This window comes from Pedobacter sp., assembly GCF_965249885.1.
Classification (GTDB): Bacteria; Bacteroidota; Bacteroidia; order Sphingobacteriales; family Sphingobacteriaceae; genus Pedobacter.
The window spans coordinates 2,164,811-2,184,410 of sequence record NZ_OZ252254.1; the positions used below are offsets into that span (position 1 = coordinate 2,164,811).

The 19,600-nt window shown below is 38.4% G+C and carries 21 protein-coding genes; 16 read left to right on the forward strand and 5 right to left on the reverse strand.

Translation table 11 applies throughout. The features are described from left to right. Positions 1-44 precede the first annotated feature (44 nt). The 14 genes from ACY2A0_RS09215 (at position 45) to ACY2A0_RS09280 (ending at position 13,028) form a co-directional block, all read left to right on the forward strand. Positions 45-1,055, forward strand: a complete 1,011-nt coding sequence (locus ACY2A0_RS09215; RefSeq protein WP_113638478.1) for an NADH-quinone oxidoreductase subunit G — start codon at positions 45-47, stop codon at positions 1,053-1,055. Next, positions 1,055-2,110 (forward strand): NADH-quinone oxidoreductase subunit NuoH, encoded by a 1,056-nt coding sequence (nuoH, locus tag ACY2A0_RS09220; protein ID WP_113638477.1) that lies wholly within the window; start codon positions 1,055-1,057, stop codon positions 2,108-2,110. Before ACY2A0_RS09215 ends, nuoH begins: the two co-directional genes overlap by 1 nt. 6 nt (positions 2,111-2,116) lie before the next feature. Then, positions 2,117-2,614: a NuoI/complex I 23 kDa subunit family protein gene (locus ACY2A0_RS09225; protein ID WP_113638476.1), complete on the forward strand. Its 498-nt coding sequence runs from the start codon at positions 2,117-2,119 to the stop codon at positions 2,612-2,614. 113 nt (positions 2,615-2,727) lie between these two features. Next, entirely contained in the window at positions 2,728-3,234 is a 507-nt protein-coding gene (locus ACY2A0_RS09230) for an NADH-quinone oxidoreductase subunit J family protein (protein WP_113638475.1), read from the forward strand. After that, on the forward strand, positions 3,227-3,556 hold the full coding sequence (gene nuoK, locus ACY2A0_RS09235) for an NADH-quinone oxidoreductase subunit NuoK (RefSeq protein ID WP_113638474.1): 330 nt from the start codon (positions 3,227-3,229) through the stop codon (positions 3,554-3,556). Before ACY2A0_RS09230 ends, nuoK begins: the two co-directional genes overlap by 8 nt. 18 nt (positions 3,557-3,574) lie before the next feature. Then, on the forward strand, positions 3,575-5,473 hold the full coding sequence (gene nuoL / locus ACY2A0_RS09240) for an NADH-quinone oxidoreductase subunit L (protein ID WP_461791048.1): 1,899 nt from the start codon (positions 3,575-3,577) through the stop codon (positions 5,471-5,473). Between the two features lie 21 nt (positions 5,474-5,494). After that, a complete protein-coding gene (locus ACY2A0_RS09245) occupies positions 5,495-6,961 on the forward strand; it encodes a complex I subunit 4 family protein (protein WP_461789201.1) in 1,467 nt (488 codons plus the stop codon). 2 nt (positions 6,962-6,963) lie between these two features. Beyond that, a complete protein-coding gene (locus tag ACY2A0_RS09250; protein ID WP_461789202.1) occupies positions 6,964-8,337 on the forward strand; it encodes an NADH-quinone oxidoreductase subunit N in 1,374 nt (457 codons plus the stop codon). 47 nt (positions 8,338-8,384) lie between these two features. Then, a complete protein-coding gene (locus ACY2A0_RS09255; protein ID WP_461789203.1) occupies positions 8,385-9,059 on the forward strand; it encodes a DedA family protein in 675 nt (224 codons plus the stop codon). Continuing rightward, on the forward strand, positions 9,052-9,594 hold the full coding sequence (locus tag ACY2A0_RS09260; RefSeq protein WP_461789204.1) for an inorganic diphosphatase: 543 nt from the start codon (positions 9,052-9,054) through the stop codon (positions 9,592-9,594). Before ACY2A0_RS09255 ends, ACY2A0_RS09260 begins: the two co-directional genes overlap by 8 nt. 108 nt (positions 9,595-9,702) lie before the next feature. After that, positions 9,703-11,022, forward strand: coding sequence for a hemolysin family protein (locus tag ACY2A0_RS09265; RefSeq protein ID WP_461791049.1), 1,320 nt, complete (start codon positions 9,703-9,705; stop codon positions 11,020-11,022). A 74-nt stretch (positions 11,023-11,096) separates the two neighbouring features. Further along, positions 11,097-11,801, forward strand: coding sequence for a 16S rRNA (uracil(1498)-N(3))-methyltransferase (locus ACY2A0_RS09270; RefSeq protein ID WP_461789205.1), 705 nt, complete (start codon positions 11,097-11,099; stop codon positions 11,799-11,801). Further along, positions 11,801-12,526 (forward strand): DUF4159 domain-containing protein, encoded by a 726-nt coding sequence (locus ACY2A0_RS09275; protein ID WP_461789206.1) that lies wholly within the window; start codon positions 11,801-11,803, stop codon positions 12,524-12,526. Before ACY2A0_RS09270 ends, ACY2A0_RS09275 begins: the two co-directional genes overlap by 1 nt. A gap of 1 nt (position 12,527) precedes the next feature. Continuing rightward, entirely contained in the window at positions 12,528-13,028 is a 501-nt protein-coding gene (locus ACY2A0_RS09280; protein WP_461789207.1) for an acyl-CoA carboxylase biotin carboxyl carrier protein subunit, read from the forward strand. A gap of 84 nt (positions 13,029-13,112) precedes the next feature. Here ACY2A0_RS09280 and ACY2A0_RS09285 read toward each other — a convergent pair whose 3' ends face one another. Then, complete coding sequence (locus ACY2A0_RS09285; RefSeq protein WP_461789208.1) at positions 13,113-14,699, reverse strand: SUMF1/EgtB/PvdO family nonheme iron enzyme; 1,587 nt, start codon at positions 14,697-14,699, stop codon at positions 13,113-13,115. 418 nt (positions 14,700-15,117) lie between these two features. Between ACY2A0_RS09285 and porV the strand changes: the two genes are divergently transcribed. Further along, positions 15,118-16,284: a type IX secretion system outer membrane channel protein PorV gene (gene porV, locus ACY2A0_RS09290; protein WP_461789209.1), complete on the forward strand. Its 1,167-nt coding sequence runs from the start codon at positions 15,118-15,120 to the stop codon at positions 16,282-16,284. 2 nt (positions 16,285-16,286) lie between these two features. Then, positions 16,287-16,766, forward strand: a complete 480-nt coding sequence (gene ispF / locus ACY2A0_RS09295) for a 2-C-methyl-D-erythritol 2,4-cyclodiphosphate synthase (RefSeq protein WP_461791050.1) — start codon at positions 16,287-16,289, stop codon at positions 16,764-16,766. A 55-nt stretch (positions 16,767-16,821) separates the two neighbouring features. Here ispF and ACY2A0_RS09300 read toward each other — a convergent pair whose 3' ends face one another. The 4 genes from ACY2A0_RS09300 to ACY2A0_RS09315 form a co-directional block, all read right to left on the reverse strand. Then, positions 16,822-17,352 carry a YceI family protein gene (locus tag ACY2A0_RS09300; protein ID WP_461789210.1) on the reverse strand — a complete coding sequence of 177 codons (531 nt, stop codon included), beginning with the start codon at positions 17,350-17,352 and terminating at the stop codon, positions 16,822-16,824. Positions 17,353-17,519: 167 nt separating this feature from the next. Continuing rightward, on the reverse strand, positions 17,520-18,107 hold the full coding sequence (locus ACY2A0_RS09305) for a Crp/Fnr family transcriptional regulator (RefSeq protein ID WP_461789211.1): 588 nt from the start codon (positions 18,105-18,107) through the stop codon (positions 17,520-17,522). Positions 18,108-18,112: 5 nt separating this feature from the next. Beyond that, positions 18,113-18,274, reverse strand: coding sequence for a FeoB-associated Cys-rich membrane protein (locus tag ACY2A0_RS09310; RefSeq protein ID WP_461789212.1), 162 nt, complete (start codon positions 18,272-18,274; stop codon positions 18,113-18,115). Positions 18,275-18,357: 83 nt separating this feature from the next. Then, positions 18,358-19,551: a hypothetical protein gene (locus tag ACY2A0_RS09315; RefSeq protein ID WP_461789213.1), complete on the reverse strand. Its 1,194-nt coding sequence runs from the start codon at positions 19,549-19,551 to the stop codon at positions 18,358-18,360. Between the last annotated feature and the right edge of the window lie 49 nt (positions 19,552-19,600).

Sequence of the window (19,600 nt, forward strand, 5' to 3'; positions counted from 1 at the left end):
CCACTTAGGTTTTTAATTTTTAATTTTCACTTTTGACTTAAAGAATGAGTGATTTAGTTAAAGTAACCATTGATGGAATAACAGTAGAGGTAGAAAATGGTACTACCATTTTAAATGCTGCCCGCCAGATTGGGGGCGACATCGTACCTCCTGCTATGTGCTATTATTCCAAATTAAAAGGCAGTGGCGGTAAATGCCGAACCTGTATTGTGAAGGTGAGCAAAGGTTCTGAAAAAGATCCTCGACCGATGCCTAAATTGGTAGCATCTTGCCGTACAACAGTGATGGACGGTATGGAAGTGCAAAATATTACATCGCCTGAAGTTTTAGAAGCACGTGCTGGCGTAGTAGAGATTTTGTTAATTAACCACCCGTTAGATTGCCCTGTTTGCGATCAGGCTGGTGAGTGCGATTTGCAAAACCTTGGGTATGAGCATGGCTTGCAAAAAACCAGATACGAGTTTGAACGCCGTACCTTCGATAGAATTGACATCGGCGATAAAATTCAATTACACATGAACCGTTGCATTTTGTGCTACCGTTGTGTGTTTACTGCCGATCAAATTACCAATAAACGTGTTCATGGCATCTTAAACCGCGGAGATCACTCAGAAATCTCTACCTATATCCAAACAGCGGTAGATAATGATTTTTCAGGAAACGTAATTGATGTTTGCCCGGTTGGTGCCTTAACTGACAGAACTTTCCGTTTCAAAAACCGTGTTTGGTTTACTAAGCCAATTGATGCACACAGAAATTGTACACACGAAAAATGTAATGGTAAGGTAACACTTTGGTACAAAGGCGAAGATGTGTTGCGTGTAACCGCCAGAAAAGATCAGTTTGGTGAGGTGGAAGAATTTATCTGCAACGAATGTCGTTTTGATAAAAAGAAAACTGCTGATTGGACTTTAGAGCATCCAACGCACATTCCTGATACTTCAGTAATTGCTTCAAACCATTACGAAACATTTAAACCGCTTCCGGTAATTAAAGAAAACTTGTCGTTACAAGAAGCAAATAAACGTGAACTAGAAAAAACTACTAAAATCTAATGGAAATCGATTTTGTTATAGAGAAGTTTATCCTAATTACAGCATTATTTGCCATTAGCTTACTCATTGCAATGTACTCTACTTATGCTGAGCGTAAAGTAGCTGCATTTTTGCAAGATAGGCTTGGCCCTGATAGAGCTGGTCCCTTTGGTATTTTACAGCCATTGGCCGATGGGGTAAAGATGTTCATGAAAGAAGAAATTGTACCTGCGAACGCTAATAAATGGCTGTTTATGGTAGGTCCTGGTTTAGCCATGCTTTGTGCTTGTATAGGTACAGCGGTTATTCCTTGGGGACAAGATGTTCAAATTGCCGGTAAAACTGTAGCCTTGCAGGTAACGGATATCAATGTGGGTTTACTATACATTTTTGGCGTAATTTCATTAGGTGTTTATGGCGTAATGATTGGTGGCTGGGCATCAAACAACAAATATTCTTTGTTAAGTGCTATCCGTGCTGCATCGCAAAATATCAGTTACGAAATTGCAATGGGACTTTCCATCATTGCTTTGCTTTTGGTAACCAATACACTTAGCTTAAAAGAGATTGTATCTCAGCAACATGGTTTTTGGGCTGACGGATGGTTCACATGGAACTTCTTTAAGCAACCATTAGGCTTCCTTATTTTTATGGTTTGTGCCTTTGCTGAAACTAACCGTGCACCTTTTGATTTACCTGAATGTGAGGCCGAGTTAAATGGTGGATATCACATGGAGTACTCTTCAATGAAATTAGGATTTTACCTATTTGCTGAGTACATCAACATGTTTGTTTCTTCAACGGTAATGGCAGCACTATACTTTGGAGGCTATAACTATCCAGGTATGGATTACATTGCGGCGCATTGGGGTCCAACTTGGGCACCATTATTTGGGTCTTTTATCTTCTTCATGAAAATATTTGCATTTATCTTCTTTTTCATGTGGGTACGTTGGACTATCCCTCGTTTCCGTTATGATCAGTTGATGGGCTTAGGCTGGAAAGGTTTAATTCCTCTTGCCATCGCAAATATTGTAATTACAGGAATTGTTATTGCTATAGTAAATAATTTTTAGAGCGACATGGAATCATTAAGCAATAAGAAAAAAGTATTAGTACCAAAACCCTTGAGCTTGGCAGAGCGCATGTATTTGCCAGCAATTGCAAGTGGTTTAAAAACTACTATCAGCCACTTTTTAAAGAAGCCAGCTACCGTTAAATATCCAGAGCAGGAACGTGAGTTTTCCATCAACTGGAGAGGTATGCACTCCCTAAAAAGAGACGAGCAGGGTAGAGAACGCTGTACCGCTTGTGGTCTTTGTGCGTTATCATGCCCAGCAGAAGCAATTACCATGATTGCCGCTGAGCGTAAAAACGATGAGAAACACCTTTATCGTGAGGAGAAATATGCATCGGTTTATGAAATTAACATGTTGCGCTGTATTTTCTGCGGGTTATGTGAAGAGGCTTGTCCTAAGGAGGCCATTTACTTAGATGGACCAATTGTGCCTGCAGATTACCTGCGTAAAGATTTCATTTACGGTAAAGATAAATTGGTAGAAGCTCCACTAGAGAAATAAGCCTTTCCGTCATTGCGAGGAACGAAGCAATCCTAACAATGATAGAGTAAAACAAATAAGATTGCTTCGTGCCTCGCAATGACGGTAAAATTGAAACAACTAAATAAAAATTAATGGGTACATCAGTATTCTATTTCGTAGCAACACTAAGCGTAATATTTGCGCTGATGGTGGTTTTTGCAAAAAATCCAATCCATAGTGTGCTATACTTAATCTTAACGTTCTTTACGTTTACGGTTCATTATGTATTGCTAAACGCACAATTTTTAGCAGTAGTTAATTTTATTGTTTACATGGGAGCCATTATGGTACTTTTCCTATTTGTGCTCATGTTATTAAACCTCAATAAAGAAAATGAGCCCAATAAATCGGCTTTGCTTAAAATTATAGGCATAGTAGCCGGTGGATGTTTGGTAGTTACTTTAATTGGTTCTTTGAAATCGGTGGCAATTACCAGTCCGCTAGTATTAAAAAATCCAAGTTTAGGATTGGTAGAAAACCTTGGTAAGGAGCTCTTTGGGCCGTTCATGTTACCTTTTGAGCTTTCTTCACTATTGCTGTTAAGTGCAATGGTGGGTGCGGTACTATTAACCAAAAAGGAGGAAAAAGCAAATGGGTAGTTTATTTGAAAATATGCAGTCGGTACCATTAAACCATTACATTTGGTTTTGTGCCATTATCTTTACCATTGGCGTTGTTGGTGTACTAACACGAAGAAATGCTATCGTAATTTTCATGTCGGTTGAGTTGATGCTAAACGCGGTCAACTTGCTTTTAGCAGCATTTTCGGTACATCACAATGATCCATCTGGACAAGTATTCGTGTTCTTTATCATGGCCTTGGCCGCTGCTGAAGTTGCCGTTGGTTTAAGTATCATCGTTATGGTATATCGCAACACACAATCAATAGATATTAATGTATTAAATCGCCTTAAGTGGTAATTCTAATAAAATAAAATGATTACAAGTTTACTTTGGTTAATTCCAGTTCTTCCGCTTTTAGGCTTTGTGATAAACGGCTTAGGTCGCAATACATTGAGCAAAGGAGTAGTTGGCGTAATTGGCAGTGGGGTGGTTTTAGCTTCATTTATTCTTAGCGTATGTTTTTTCATGGAGCTTAGTTCAAGCGCCGAAAAACAATTTACCGTTAACTTATTCGATTGGATTAGTGTAGGAAACTTACATATTCCATTATCCTTTCTGTATGATCCTTTGAGTGCAATGATGTTGTTAATCATCACTGGCATCGGATTTTTGATTCACGTTTACTCAAGTGCATATATGCATGAGGATGCTGGTTTTGGGAAGTTCTTCGCTTACTTAAACCTATTTATCTTCTTTATGTTGATTTTGGTCTTAGGATCAAACTACATCGTAATGTTTATCGGATGGGAAGGCGTAGGTTTATGTTCATACCTTTTAATCGGTTTTTGGTTTACCAACAGCAGTTATGCAAGTGCCGCTAAAAAAGCGTTTGTAATGAACCGTATTGGTGATTTAGGTTTCCTTTTAGGGGTATTTTTAATGTTCCAAGTTTTTGGAAGTTTAGAGTTTGCTAAAGTATTCCCTCAAGCAGTAAACATGTTGCCTGGAAACGATACCATCACTGTTATTGCGATATTATTGTTTATCGGAGCTTGTGGTAAATCAGCACAGTTGCCTCTATTTACTTGGTTGCCAGATGCGATGGCTGGACCAACACCAGTTTCAGCGTTAATTCACGCAGCCACCATGGTAACCGCCGGTATTTACATGATTGCCCGTTCAAGCGTTGTGTTTGATTTAGCACCAATTGCACAAAATATCATTGCCATTATTGGAGCAGCAACAGCGTTAATTGCGGCGTTAATTGCATTAACTCAAACTGATATCAAGAAAGTGCTAGCTTACTCTACGGTATCTCAGCTTGGTTACATGTTCTTAGGTTTGGGAGTAGGCGCTTACACAGGTTCATTCTTCCACGTATTAACTCACGCTTTTTTCAAAGCTTTGTTATTCTTAGGCGCTGGAGCAGTAATTCACTCATTGCATCATGAGCAGGACATGCGCCACATGGGTGGATTGAAATCTAAATTGAAAACTACTTTCGCTACGATGATGGTAGGAACAATTGCAATTGCAGGTATACCGCCATTTTCTGGTTTCTTTTCGAAGGATGAAATTTTAGCCCATACATATCAATACAGTCCAGTGCTGTGGGGTGTTGGAGTGCTAACAGCATTTTTAACCGCTTTTTATATGTTCCGTATGATGTTTTTAACTTTTTACGGTAAATTCAGAGGTTCGCATCATGCAGAAGAGCACATCCACGAGTCACCAAAGGCGATGACACTTCCATTAGTAGTTTTGGCTATTTTAGCAGCCCTTGGAGGTTTTTTGAATATTCCTCATGTATTTGGTGGAAATGAGTGGTTAGCGCATTGGTTAACTGGTGCAAAAGTGACACAAAATCATTTAGAGCTAAGCCATAACACAGAGTTTACTTTAATGGGAGTTTCAATGTTAGCGGCAGTTGTTGCCATCCTTTTAGCTTATAGCAAGTATGTTAAAAAGGCTGAAGTACCGGTAGCAGACGAAGCTCCTCGAACTGCTTTAGAAAAATTATCTTATCACAAGTTTTATTTGGATGAGATTTATGATACTATCATTAGAAAACCTTTAGACGCATTTTCTAACTTCTTCTATAAAATCATTGATAACAAAGTGATTGATGGATTAGTAAATGGTTTAGGTTGGACGGCCAACGAAGGAAGCAAAAGCTTGCGTTTGTTACAGTCGGGAAATGTTGGTTATTACATCATTATGATGGTTGTTGGTGTGGTAGCTTTAATGCTTTACACTTATTTGTCTATCGCTTAAAATCAGTTCAGATCTTAATAAATGGAACTTTTAATACTCATATTCCTACCTTTAGCTGGTGCAATAGTCACAGCTTTATTTGCTAAGCAAAACACAGCAAAGGTAGCTGCTTTAATTTTTTCAATCTTCTCATTGGCGGTAGCCCTTGGTTTGTTGTTTAAATTTATTCCAGATGCAAGCACACAATTTGAAACCAATTTCACTTGGATACAACAGCTAGGCATTAATTTCCACGTTGGTTTGGATGGGATTAGCTTGGTTACGGTGTTATTAACAAACGTGTTAACACCGTTGATCATTTTAGCTAGCTTTAAAAACGAATATAAAAATGCCAATGCTTTCTACGCATTGATTTTATTCATGCAAAGTGGCTTACTTTTGGTGTTCACTGCGATGGATGCCTTCTTGTTCTACATTGGCTGGGAAGCTGCTTTAATCCCGATTTATTTCATTTGTGCTACTTGGGGCGGTAAAGATCGCATCAAAGTTAACATGAAGTTTTTCGTGTATACCATTGCAGGTTCTTTATTCATGCTTTTGGGAATTATCTATTTGTACCTTCAAAATCCGGCTAATAATTTTGAAATAGCTGAGTTCTACAAATTGCAATTGGATGCTACTCAACAAGGGTGGATTTTCTGGGCTTTCTTTATTGCATTTGCGATTAAGATGCCAATTTTTCCATTTCACACTTGGCAGCCAGATACCTATACAACAGCGCCAACACCTGGTACTATGTTGCTATCAGGGATTATGCTAAAAATGGGTATTTACGGTGTAATTAGATGGTTATTGCCAGTTGTACCTCATGGCGTTCAAGATTGGACTGGAGTAGTAATGGCTTTAGCGGTTATCGGTATCGTATATGCGGCTATCATCGCCTTCAGGCAAAAAGACGCTAAGCGCTTGGTAGCCTATTCGTCAATCAGCCACGTTGGGTTAATTGCAGCGGGTATTTTTACCATTAGCCAACAAGGTTTACAAGGAAGTATGATTCAGATGTTAAGTCACGGTATTAACGTGGTTGGATTGTTCTTCGTGTTGGATATCATTAAATCTCGCTTAGAAACTAATAAAGTTGATGAGTTGGGCGGTTTAGCGAAAGTGGCACCGCAATTAGCGATTACTTTCTTAATCATTCTTTTGGGAACGGTAGCTTTGCCAGGTACGAATGGCTTTATTGGTGAATTTTTATTGTTGATGAGCGTTTACAACTACAGCGCTTGGTTGGGAGCTGTGGCTGGTTTAACCATTATTTTCGGTGCGGTATACATGTTGAGGAGCTATCAAAAAATTATGCTGGGCGAAACGAACGCTTTAACTGCCAGCTTTAAAGATATTGCAGGAACTGAGAAGGTGGTGCTTTATACCATCTGTGCACTTATCATTATTATCGGCGTATATCCTAAGCCATTATTGCAATTGTCAGATGCCTCGGTACAACACTTATTGGAACAGATTAATCATAAATTAACAGGGATTAACTAAGCATGAATATCATTATCACCATTGCCGTAACGGCTTTAGTAGTTCTTTATACTGGTTTGTTTAAAGCGAAAAAAGCTTTATTGCCTATCACCTTGCTTGGTCTGTTGGTAGCTTTAGGTTTTACAGTTAGTGCTTGGGATCAACCAACGGTATATTTTTCGATGATGCAGATAGACAACTTTGCATTAGCTTTTGGAGGTATTTCAATCATTGGCACATTGTTGATTTTCCTACTTACGCAGCGCTATTTTGCAGATAACAGTTCTAACATTGCAGAATATTTTACATTAATTCTCTTCGCACTTTGTGGCATTATCATCATGGTTTCTTATAAAAACCTTTCAATGCTCTTTATTGGTGTTGAAATCATGTCGGTATGTTTGTATATCCTGGCAGGGATTAGAAAATTGAATTTTGCTTCCAATGAAGCATCATTGAAGTATTTTTTAATGGGTGCTTTTTCTACCGGATTTTTATTGTTCGGTATAGCCTTAGTTTATGGGGCAACGGGTTCGTTTGATATTGATGCAATACAAACAAACTTGGTGAACAACATGACCAACGTGTCACCTCTTTTTTACCCGGGGATAATTTTAATGATGGTTGGTTTGTGCTTTAAAGTTGGTGCAGCACCTTTCCATTTCTGGACACCAGATGTGTATGAAGGTTCACCTTCACTGATTACTGCATTCATGTCAACGGTAGTGAAAACCGCAGGTTTTGCAGCGTTTTTAAGGCTGTTCGCTGGCGCTTTTGAACCATTACACGATTTCTGGATGCCAGCTTTGTTAGTGATTGTTATCATCACTTTATGTGTAGGTAATATTACAGCACTTTACCAAAAGAATTTTAAAAGGATGCTTGCCTATTCGAGTATTTCACATGCAGGCTACCTACTGTTCTCACTTGTAGTTTTAACTTCAAATTCGGCTAGTAATGTTTTGGTTTATGCAGCTGCTTACACATTCGCAAGTATTGTGGCATTTGCGGTATTAATCAATGTAAAGCAAAAAACAGGTAGCGATGATATAGAGAGTTTCAACGGCCTAGCTAAGCGCAATCCATTGGCAGCATTAACTTTGACTGTTGCCATGTTATCCTTAGCCGGTATTCCGTTAACTGCGGGCTTTATCGGTAAGTATGTAATGTTCCTAAATGTTTTGGAGAACTACCAAATCATTCTTGTAATAATTGCTATTTTAAATGCCCTGATTGGTTTCTACTACTACTTTAGGGTAATCATAGCAGTTTACTTTAAAGAAGGTAAGGAGATTGAATTGGAAACTCCTGTACAATATAAAGTTGTACTGGTAATTTCAACCGTAGTTATTTTGATTTTAGGTGTTTATCCTTCGCTTATTTTAAACTTAATATAGCATAGCGATATAGAATATTATTTGTAGTTTTACGAATAATTGTAACTATGGAGCAATTTTGGAACCATCTGCAGCATCTTATAGATCCTGAAAAACTCCTTAGGGAAGGTGGTTTCTATTTGGTTGTTTTCGTCATTTTTGCTGAGACAGGCTTGTTTTTTGGTTTTTTCTTGCCAGGAGATTATCTGCTGTTTTTAGCAGGGATGTTTGTGGCAACTGGTAAATTGGACGTTAACATTTACGTACTAGTATTTACGCTCATCATTGCAGCTATATCCGGAAATTTTACAGGATATTGGTTCGGTAGAAAAACAGGACCGGTATTGCACACCAAAGAAGATACCTTCTTCTTTAAAAAGAAATTCCTAAAAACGGCAGAAGATTATTATCGTAAACAAGGCGCATTTGCTTTAATTATGGGAAGGTTTGTGCCAATAGTTAGAACTTTCGCACCTATTGTTGCCGGCATTATCAGGATGGATTTTAAGAAATTTGTACTCTATAATGTTTCGGGTGCACTTTTATGGATTTGTTCCTTAACTTTGCTGGGTTATTTTTTAGGTAAAAGTTTTGCAAAGCAGATTGAGGAATATTTAGGTTATATCATTTTTGGATTTATCGCCATTACCACTATTCCTCTAGTAATCACCTTTGTAAGAAATAGAATATCAAAAAATACCAATAATTTAGAAGAAACAGAGTTTAAAGAAAAAGATGATTAAAGACGAAACCCATCCGTGGCACAGCGTATCTCCTGGTGATAATTTGCCAGAAATAGTAAATGCAATAATAGAAATCCCAAAGGGATCAAAAGCGAAATACGAAATAGATAAAGATTCTAGCTTAATCAAGTTAGATAGAGTATTGTTCTCTTCAGTAATGTATCCAGCAAACTATGGCTTTATTCCACAAACTTATTGTGATGATAAAGATCCATTGGATATCTTAGTATTGTGTTCAGTAGATGTGTATCCTATGACTATTATTGAAGCTAAAGTTATAGGTGTAATGCACATGATTGACAATGGAGAGCAAGATGATAAAATTATTGCGGTAGCAAAAAATGACCCGTCGGTTAACCATATCAATGATTTGGGCGAGCTACCTCCGCATACCATGAAAGAGATTGTAAAATTCTTTCAGGATTATAAGGCCTTAGAAAATAAACAAGTTACCATTGAGCACCTTTTAGGCGTTAGATATGCACATAAGGTAATCAATGAGAGCATTGAGCTCTATAATAACACATTTAGATAATTCTTAATGATTTACTCCGTCGGTACGCCCTTAGTGGCATTGTTTAGTGCAAATTTACCAACTTCTGTTTTGGCTGTGGTTACTCCAACCGAAACCGATAGTGGTTCAATTGGGTGGCGCCTTTTGTTTGCATTATTTTTGGTGTTGTTGAACGGCTTTTTCGTTGCAGCCGAGTTTGCAATTGTTAAAGTAAGGGCGTCGCAAATTGAAATCAAGGCAAAATCTGGAAGCAGATTGGGCAAAATGGCCCGAAATATTATTCACAACCTCGATGGATATTTGGCGGCTACACAGTTGGGCATTACATTGGCATCACTTGGCTTAGGTTGGGTTGGTGAAGGTGTAATGCACACTATATTTCTAAACATGTTCAACAGTTTAGACATTACCGTTAGCGATGCGGTATTGCACACTGCTGCAACAATCGTAGCATTTTCGGTAATTACCATTATGCACATCGTTTTCGGCGAGCTTGCTCCCAAATCTTTAGCTATACAACGGCCAGTTGCGACAACTTTGTTTGTATCAGCGCCGCTACAAGGTTTCTATATCGTATTAAAACCTGCTATTTGGGTATTGAACGGATTGGCCACCATTATTTTGAAGCCTTTTGGAATCAGTACTTCTGGCGGTCATGAGTCATTGCACAGTAATGAGGAGTTACAGTACTTATTGGAGCAGGGCAAAGAAAGTGGAGCGCTAGAAGATAACGAGCACGAGTTGATCAAGAATGTTTTCGATTTCAATGAGCGTGTAGTTAAAAATATCATGGTGCCGCGTACCAAAATTTCCGGTATTGAGCTTGATGCTTCTAAGGAAGTAGTGGTAGAGAAGATCATTTCTGAAGGTTATTCCCGTATGCCGGTTTACGATGAAATCATTGATAAGATTGTAGGGATTATCCACGCAAAGGATGTGTTGCCTTTGCTGGCAAGCAATCAAGATTGGTCGTTAGCAGATATCATCAGAAAGCCTTATTTCGTTCCAGAAACAAAGAAAATTAACGACTTACTAAGTGAGCTTCAACAAAAGCGTATTCAGATTGCCATTGTACTTGATGAGTTTGGTGGTACGGCAGGTATGGTAACGCTTGAAGATATCGTAGAGGAAATTGTTGGGGAGATACAAGATGAGTATGATGAGGAGAAACCAATTGTAGAGAAAATTAGCGATACCGAATTTGTGGTAAACGCTTACGCTACGGTTTACGATGTAAATGAGCATTTGCCACACGACTTGCCCGAAGATGAAGATTTTGACACGGTAGGTGGTTTGGTATCTCACGCTTTTGGTAAAATACCTGAAGTAGGCGATAGGGAAGAGTGTTATGGTTACTTGTTTACTATCCTTAAAAAAACCGAACAGAATATTGAAACGGTGAAGTTGGAGATTGTGATCAATAAAAGCGATATGTTGGATATCCATTAAAAGGGTTAACTGTCGAATCGTTTAAATTGGTTAATTGCCGTTTTACTTTTTAATTTTGACTTTTAACATTAAGGATGCATTTGTTCTACACGCCTGATATTGCCTCAGATACCTACACCTTAAACGAGGAAGAAAGTAATCATTGTAATAAGGTGTTGCGTTTAAAAGTTGGCGATATCGTACATTTAATTGATGGTATCGGCGGGCTTTATGAAGCAAAAATCCTTGAAATATCAAAACGGGCAGTTAAGCTGCAGGTAATTAGCAAGCAATCGGAATTCGGCAAGCGCAATCACCATCTTCATATCGCCATTGCGCCAACTAAAAATATGGATAGGTTGGAATGGTTCTTAGAAAAAGCTACCGAAATAGGTATTGACGAAGTTACCCCTTTGATCTGCGACCGTTCTGAAAGAAAAGTGGTGAAGGAAGAACGTTTAGAAAAAGTAGTCACTTCTGCAGTAAAACAATCATTAACAGCTTACCATCCAAAAATTAATGCAGCCATTTCATTTAAAAACTTCTTTAAACAGACATCTGACGAAGTTAAAATGATAGCACATTGCCTAGATACACAAAAGCAGGCCATTGTTGATGTCATTGTTCCGCATCAAAAATACTTGATTTTAATTGGTCCAGAAGGCGATTTTAGTCCCGAAGAGATAGAACTTGCTTTGCAAAGCGGATATAAACCAGTAACTTTAGGTGATACACGCCTTCGTACAGAAACTGCTGGGTTAGCTGCATGCTTCGAGGTGAATTTTATCAATAGACAATAATGAAGTGGTCATTTGCTAGTGTACGGTTATCAGTTACCAAAACCATCAATTGCGTTTCTCTTAACCACAGGATAGTTAGGTGTGCCGTGGCTTTGGCGTTCTTGCTATTAACATCGTTCACGGCGCCACCAACGTACAAATTAGGTAAGCTCAAATATGCAGGGGGTGGCGATTGGTATGCCAACAGGACCGCGTTGCCAAATCTTATCGCATTTTGCAATAAATATATCGCTACTAACTTTGTTGCCGACGAGGCAATTGTTGATGTTGGAAGTGCAGAAATTTTCAACTATCCGTTTGTGTATATGACTGGCCACGGCAATGTATCGTTTAATGCGCAAGAAGTTGCTAACTTGAGAAAATATTTAGTTGGCGGTGGTTTTCTTCACATTGATGATAATTATGGCTTAGATAAGTTTATCAGGACGCAAATGAAGAAAGTTTTTCCTGAGCTTAATTTTGTTGAGTTGCCGGCTAATCACCCGATCTACAATCAAAAATTCAAGTTTCCTAACGGTTTGCCGAAAATTCATGAGCATGATAATAAACGGCCTCAAGGTTTTGCATTGATTTATCAGGGCCGGGTAGTTTGCTATTATACTTATGAGTGCGATTTAGGCAATGGGTGGGAAGATTATGGCACGTACCCTTCGGATACGCAAGAAAGTAGAGCTAATGCGCTAAAAATGGGCGCTAATTTAATTCAATATGCTTTAACTAATTAACATGAATAAAGTAACCGTTAACAATAATTTGGAGTATAACATTGAGATGGTCAATGGGGCACTGAGCATAAATGACAAGCCGATGGAATTAGATGTGCTAAAGCTAAATGATAGCACTCAGCATATCATCTACGATGGACGGTCCTATAACGTAGAAGTTGTAGAATTCGACCGCTTGGAGAAGCTGGCTAAAATTAAGGTCAATGGTAATGTTTATCATGTTAATGTTTCCACACAACTTGATCTTTTGCTGAAACAATTGGGGATGGAAAACCTTAATTCCAATAAAATAGCACAGCTTAAAGCGCCAATGCCCGGGTTGGTATTAAACGTTTTAGTAGGTGAGGGGCAAGAGGTGAAAAAGGGCGATAGTTTGTTAGTTTTAGAAGCGATGAAAATGGAGAATATCATTAAATCTCCAACCGATGCAACAATAAAAAAAGTGGAAATATCAAAAGGAGATAAAATCGAAAAGAATGCTGTACTAATTCATTTCAGCTAAATTTTCAATAGATGATAAACGAGAAAGGCTTCCAATTTGGAAGCCTTTCTCGTTTATGTTTAATGTTACTGAAACAGCAACTCCTTATTTAACCTTAAATGGTTTAGCAGGTTTGTTTCTAAATTGCGGCTTGCCAGCAGATTTAACCTCTGGAGCTCCTAACATCGTCATTGCGCAACGGAAGCCAATATCGGCAGTAGACTCATCCTCTTGTAAAAATCTTCTTGCTGCAGGATTAAGCCACATTGCTTGGTCATTCCAAGAGCCACCTTTGTACACTCTTGATTTGTTGTTGTATAAAGTAATAACTTCTCCGTTGGATAAATTCTTCTCTTCATCCTTAAAACCTCGTTGGTCAGCTTTGTAAGTGGAATCTACATATTTAGATTGCAGTTGAGCCCATGATTGCTTTACTCCCGAAGCAGCAGGTTTCATTACAGGTCGGCCTTTGCCGTCTAACTTAATCACACTTGATTGAGGATCCCTTTCTTTATCTGAATATTCATTTCCTCTAAACGGATTAAGTCCTTCAGTTGCCTCAAAAGTGTTCAATCTGTACACATCCTGTACCCACTCATTCACGTTTCCAGCCATATTGTAAAGGCCAAAATCATTAGGTGTAAAACTACGAACAGATTGAGTAATACTTCCTTTATCGTTAAGTGAACCGCCAACACCCATGTAATCCCCTTTTCCACGTTTAAAGTTAGCTAGTATCATTCCTCGAGTTGATTTTTTAGGCGAAGCGATACCTAAGCCGTTCCATGGGTAAATTTTCTTTTCGTTAATGTTCGCATATTGTGTATTACCTATTAACCCAAGGGCTGCATATTCCCACTCAGCTTCTGTTGGCAAACGGTAGGGTTGGAAAATTTCACCATCTTCTAACCTAACATTTCTTAATGCTTTTCCTTTACCGTTAGGATTAGTTGTTGCGCTAAGGTCGAGAGGAGCATTTTTTCCTGTGTCCTTAATCTGACCATTAAGATAGGCATCCGTATTGTAAATCATATCTGACTTTGCTCCTGCGTTAGCGTTAGCATTAGCACCTTTTCCGGCAGGTTTGTTCAGCTCTCTAAAAGGCGTCATAATACCTTTTTGTCTTAGAATAAATTCATTCACTCTATCGGTACGCCAAACGCAATAATCCGAAGCTTGTAACCAGCTAACACCTACTACGGGGTAGTCTCCGTAAGCTGGATGTCTTAAGTAGTTGTTAACGTATGGTTCATTATACGAAAGCGGCTTTCTCCAAACCAAAGTGTCTGGAAGAGCTTCGTAGTAGTACTCAGTTAATTGTGGTTTGCCTCTAAATGTTGTTTTAATCCAGTGAAGGTATTCCAGCCAATCAGTGTTAGAAACCTCAGTTTCGTCCATATAGAATGAACTAACTGTTATTTGGCGTTTGTAGTTATAGGCAGACATATCCTGTCCCGGAACATCCACTGCACTGCCGCCCATAATAAACTCACCACCTTCTATTTCTATTAAACCAGGTCCTGGTCCTCTTTTAAAGTTCTTTTTTACTTCGAAACCACCATTTTCACGTTGGTTATAAGCATAGCCCGTTTTTTCGGAATAGGCACCGCCTTTAGAGCCGCCACCACCGCATGAGCTTAACGCCCCAACGCCAAATAATGATACGACAACGTATAAGTAAATTCTATTCATATATTGCAAATTGCACTTTAGTGGATAAAAATACACAAAAAAAGATTGTGATTTCAAAAATCTTCTTTCTTTGGATAAAAAAAATATAAAAGCCTTTTATTGTGTAGTTTGGAAATAATTATTGTTTGTTCTTTAAGCATGCTTAACGATTAAAGAAAAGTTATATTGTTAGTAGTTATTAAAAAAAATAAAACCACGGAAAAAATTGCCCAAGTTGAGGCTCTTTAATAGAAATTTTTGATGTGTGCGCTAGTCAATTAGTGTCCTTAAGAACCATATAGCCTCGCTTTAAATTAAAAAGTGATAAAGCATAATAATCTATGACATTGAACGTTTAGCATGCAGAAATTCAAACAACCTGTGAGATACTTTTTGAAATTAACAAACACTATGTTAAATTGCGCTGATTAAACGGTTTATGATGAAATTGAAATCCCTGAGCTGGGCCTTGATGCTTTTTTTGTTTTTCGCAGGAAATAAAGTTTTAGCTCAGCAGACTTCCGGTAGTAGTACCTCGCAAACAAATGGTATTTATCCCTATGTACCTTTTTTATTGATTACACCTGATGCCAGAGCTGGTGCCATGGGCGAAGCCGGTGTAGCGGTTATGCCTGACGGAAATGCAATGAGTATAAATCCGGCTAAGCTTGCCTTTTTGGAAAGACCTTACGGCGTTAGTTTGTCTTACAGTCCGTGGCTAAAGAACTTGGTGCCAGATATTAACCTTGCTTATTTAAGTGGTTTCTATCAAGTAGACGAACGTACAGTGATTGGTGCTTCGTTAAGATATTTTTCTTTAGGAGACATTGCTTTTACCGATGAAAATGCAATTACACAAGGAAATTTTAACCCAAATGAGTTGGCATTTGATGCTACATATTCTCGCAAATTTGGTGAAAATTTCTCGCTTGGCACTTCAGCTAGATTTATTCGTTCGAATTTAACTCCAGGTTTGGGAAGCGGTAGCCAGCAGAAGGCGGGCACTGCAGTTGCTGTGGATGTTTCCGCTTTTTTCAAAAAACCAACCGTGTTATTCGGAAAAGATGCGATTCTTTCCGCGGGATTAAACTTATCGAATATTGGTACTAAAATGAGTTTCGCGGAAACGCAAAATAAAGGATTTTTGCCTGCAAATATGAAATTGGGTGGCGCATCAACTTTTATCATTGATGATTATAACCAGTTCACTTTTGCGCTTGACTTCAATAAGTTAATGGTTCCAACAGAGCCTGTTAGAGATACCAATGGTGAAATTATTGCAGGAAAGGATCCTAATCGTTCTGTACCGGCTGGTATTTTTGGCTCATTTGCTGATGCACCTGGCGGTTTCAAAGAAGAACTGAAGGAAATCGGCATATCTACAGGTGTGGAGTATACCTACAACCAGCAATTTGCAGTAAGGGCTGGATATTTTTACGAAAACCCTGCAAAAGGAGACAGAAGGTACCTCACTTTGGGAGGTGGATTAAAGTACAACGTATTTAACCTTGATTTCTCTTATTTAGTAGCCAATCCTCAAAATAGCCCTCTAGCTAATACATTAAGATTTTCATTAGCCTGGACCATTGATAAGGTAGTAAAGTAATGATGCGTATTAAAGTAGGTTTTGGTTTTGATGTTCACCAATTAAAAGATCATCATCCATTTGTGGTTGGAGGCGTAAATTTGGAGCATCATAAAGGCGCTTTTGGCCATTCTGATGCTGACGTTTTACTCCATGCCATTTGCGACGCCCTCCTTGGTGCGGCTAATTTAAGAGACATTGGTTTCCATTTTAAAAATACAGATCCGCAGTGGAAGGGAATTAGCAGCCTAGTGCTATTAAAAGAAACTGTGAAACTTCTCAAAGAGAAAAACTACGAGGTAGGTAATATTGATGCGATGCTCTGTTTAGAAGCACCGAAAATCAATCCACATATTCCTCAAATGCAAGAGAACATTGCAGAAGCCATTGGCATTAGTGTAGAAGATATTTCCATTAAAGCTACCACAAATGAACAAATGGGTTTTATTGGTAGGGAAGAGGGTGTAGTAGCTTATGCCGTTTGCTTGATCCAGAAAAACTAATAAGAGTAAGAGATAAAAAAAATGCCGAGAAATTTCTCGGCATTTTTTTATCAGATTAAGCTTGTTTCACAAACTGTAATTCGCCTAAAATTTTAACTTCTTCGCTTACCATTACACCGCCAGTTTCTAAGGCTGCATTCCAGGTTAAGCCAAATTCAGTACGGTTAACTTTTCCACTTAAAGTAAACCCAGCTTTGGTATTTCCCCAAGGATCCGTTGCGATACCGCCAAATTCAGCATTTAATTTTACAGGTTTAGTCACATCTTTAATGGTCAAATCGCCTTTAACAATATAGTCGCTGCCATCTTTCTCAACACTAGTTGATTTAAAGCTGATAGCAGGATATTTTTCCGCATCAAAGAAATCACCGCTTTTCAAGTGACCATCTCTATCTCCATTGCCAGTGTCAATTGAGCTGATGTCGCCTGAAAAAGAAATTGACGCATTGGTAAAGTCTTCACCTTCCGATTCAAGTTCTGCACTGAAAGATTTAATGCTTCCAGTTACGGTAGTAATCATTAAGTGTTTTACTTTAAACTGTAATTCGCTGTGGGTTGGGTCTAACGCCCATTTAGTTGTTGCCATAATATTTTTATTTTGTATGATTTCTATTTAATAACACAAAGTTAAGGCAAGCTGTTTAGCGAAGCATTGATGTATGTTAAGTAATTAATTTGGTTCATTGGCTCACTAGTTCACTAGCTCATTGCCCAATCAGTTAGTCAAATAGCCAGTTCAAGCAGTTAATCCATTTATTTGAAGTGCCTTTTAGCCAAATCTTTACGCACCCTGCTTAATGACTCTGGTGTAATTCCTAAGTAAGAAGCAATCATCCACTGTGGTACACGTAACGTTAAACTAGGATACAATTTAATGAAATCAAGGTAGCGTTCTTCAGCAGTGGCGCTTAATAACATGTTGATTCGCTTTTGCATAAACCGAATGGAATTATGCAGCATCAAAATATTCAGTTCTAAAATCTCGGGAATTATGTTTTTCATGGCAGGGAAAAAGTCGCCCTTTACAACCACAACTTCGGTATCTTCAATGGCATCAATAAAAAAGATGGAAGGCTCATTGAAAACAGTGGTGTCCCTGTCAGATACCATCCAATCTTCTGGTGCAAATTGGATAATGTGCTCTTTGCCTTTTTCATCTACGGAATAATAGCGTAGTAAACCGCTGTTCACGAAATAGGCTTCACTTTTTAAATCGCCGGCACTAAGTAAAAACTGCCCTTTTTTAACTTGCTTGGTTTTTAAACAACTTACAGCTTCTTCAGCTTGCTGCGCTGTAATTGGCATTCGGCTTTTTAAATAGGCGGCAAATTTCTCAACCATAGCAACTATTTTTTTAAATCAGGGATTTGATCAAAGTTTGCTGCACATTTACCGCAGCCAGTGCCACAAGAATTACTTTTTGGACTAATGCTACGATACACCAACCTGCCGATATAGGCTAAGGCCAGTATAAAAATCGCTATCATCAATATGAACTGAATATCCATGTTTACAAATATAGCTTAATTGTGTAATTGCTGGATGTCAAATTGTTGGAAGAGTGTAAAAAGCAGCTTCATTTAGAAACGACTTATGGAGTATCATTCATTAAACCAACAGTACCGCCAACCCAGTCAAAATCTGCATTGTAGCGTACACCAATCATCTTTCCGCGACTTAAACGTGCCAAATTGATACAAAGCTGCGGCTCCTCGCCATCAGGCCACAAGTACATTAAGCGTATTTCTGCTTTTACGCCTCCACTTGGTGATTGCACCACTGGTTCATAGCTTACCTTTCGCTGTAATACCCAATTTTCTGGATCAGTTATCTTAGCAAGATCTTCAGGTTGAACATCAATGATTACACCCATACCGGCAAATGAAAATAGAGGTTTAAGCACGTAGTTCTCTAAATCTGTTGGAATGTCCGCTACTTCATTTAAAAACTTGGTTTCGGGAACAAATTCGCCATGCAAAAAAGGCATAGTGTACTTACTGATGCGATAAAACCAATTAGGATGTGTTATCCATTCTACTTCTAAGTCTTCCCGAGGATCAAAACCCTTGTTGAAAACGCTAGGATCATTGGCTACTTCATCAAAAATTAAACGATTGTAGATGCGTTTAATCTGCGTCTTTTCGCCTCCATCGCTATAGTAAAGTTTTTTCCCTTCTTGCGTGATATCTTCAATAGAAAGTATTTTGATGCCAATTTTACTTGCTGTAACAAAAAAATCGATTGCAGTTTTTTGATTTGGGGCATCTACGTCCATCAATACCACTTCTTTTGGATCATGAGGCCCAACAATTACTTTTTTGAGCAAGTCGCAATAACGCTGGTCATTTAATCCGTTGAAGTAGGGCGTTAGATTGGAATCAAGCTGGTAAGCTTTTTTGTAAGTATTGGCCAAATGTGCTTGAAAACCATACAATGAAGGAAAACCTTGCAACTCAATCAACATAGGTGCAATTTCTCCGTCAGCATTTTTGCACAGTCCAAAATCAAAGGTTAAAAAATGTGGGTGGTCATTTTCATTGGGAACTTCCCAGTTGCCTGGAATTGATTTTTGCGTAAGATTTTTGAAGTTCGGCTGCTTAATTGTGCGGATGATTTCATCTCCAGCCCTTATCAATTTCTGCTTTAAATCGTCAGGAATAAACAATGGCGATTCGGCTACCCGGAAAGTGATTTTGGGGTAATCTTCATCCAACTGGCTTAAGAAATTTTGATATTTTCCTTCGCTAAAGTTACCGTTGAATGTTTTTCTGTGGCTCGTTGTCATGGTAATTGCGTTGTTGGTTTCGTCATTGCGAGGTACGAAGCAATCTTAA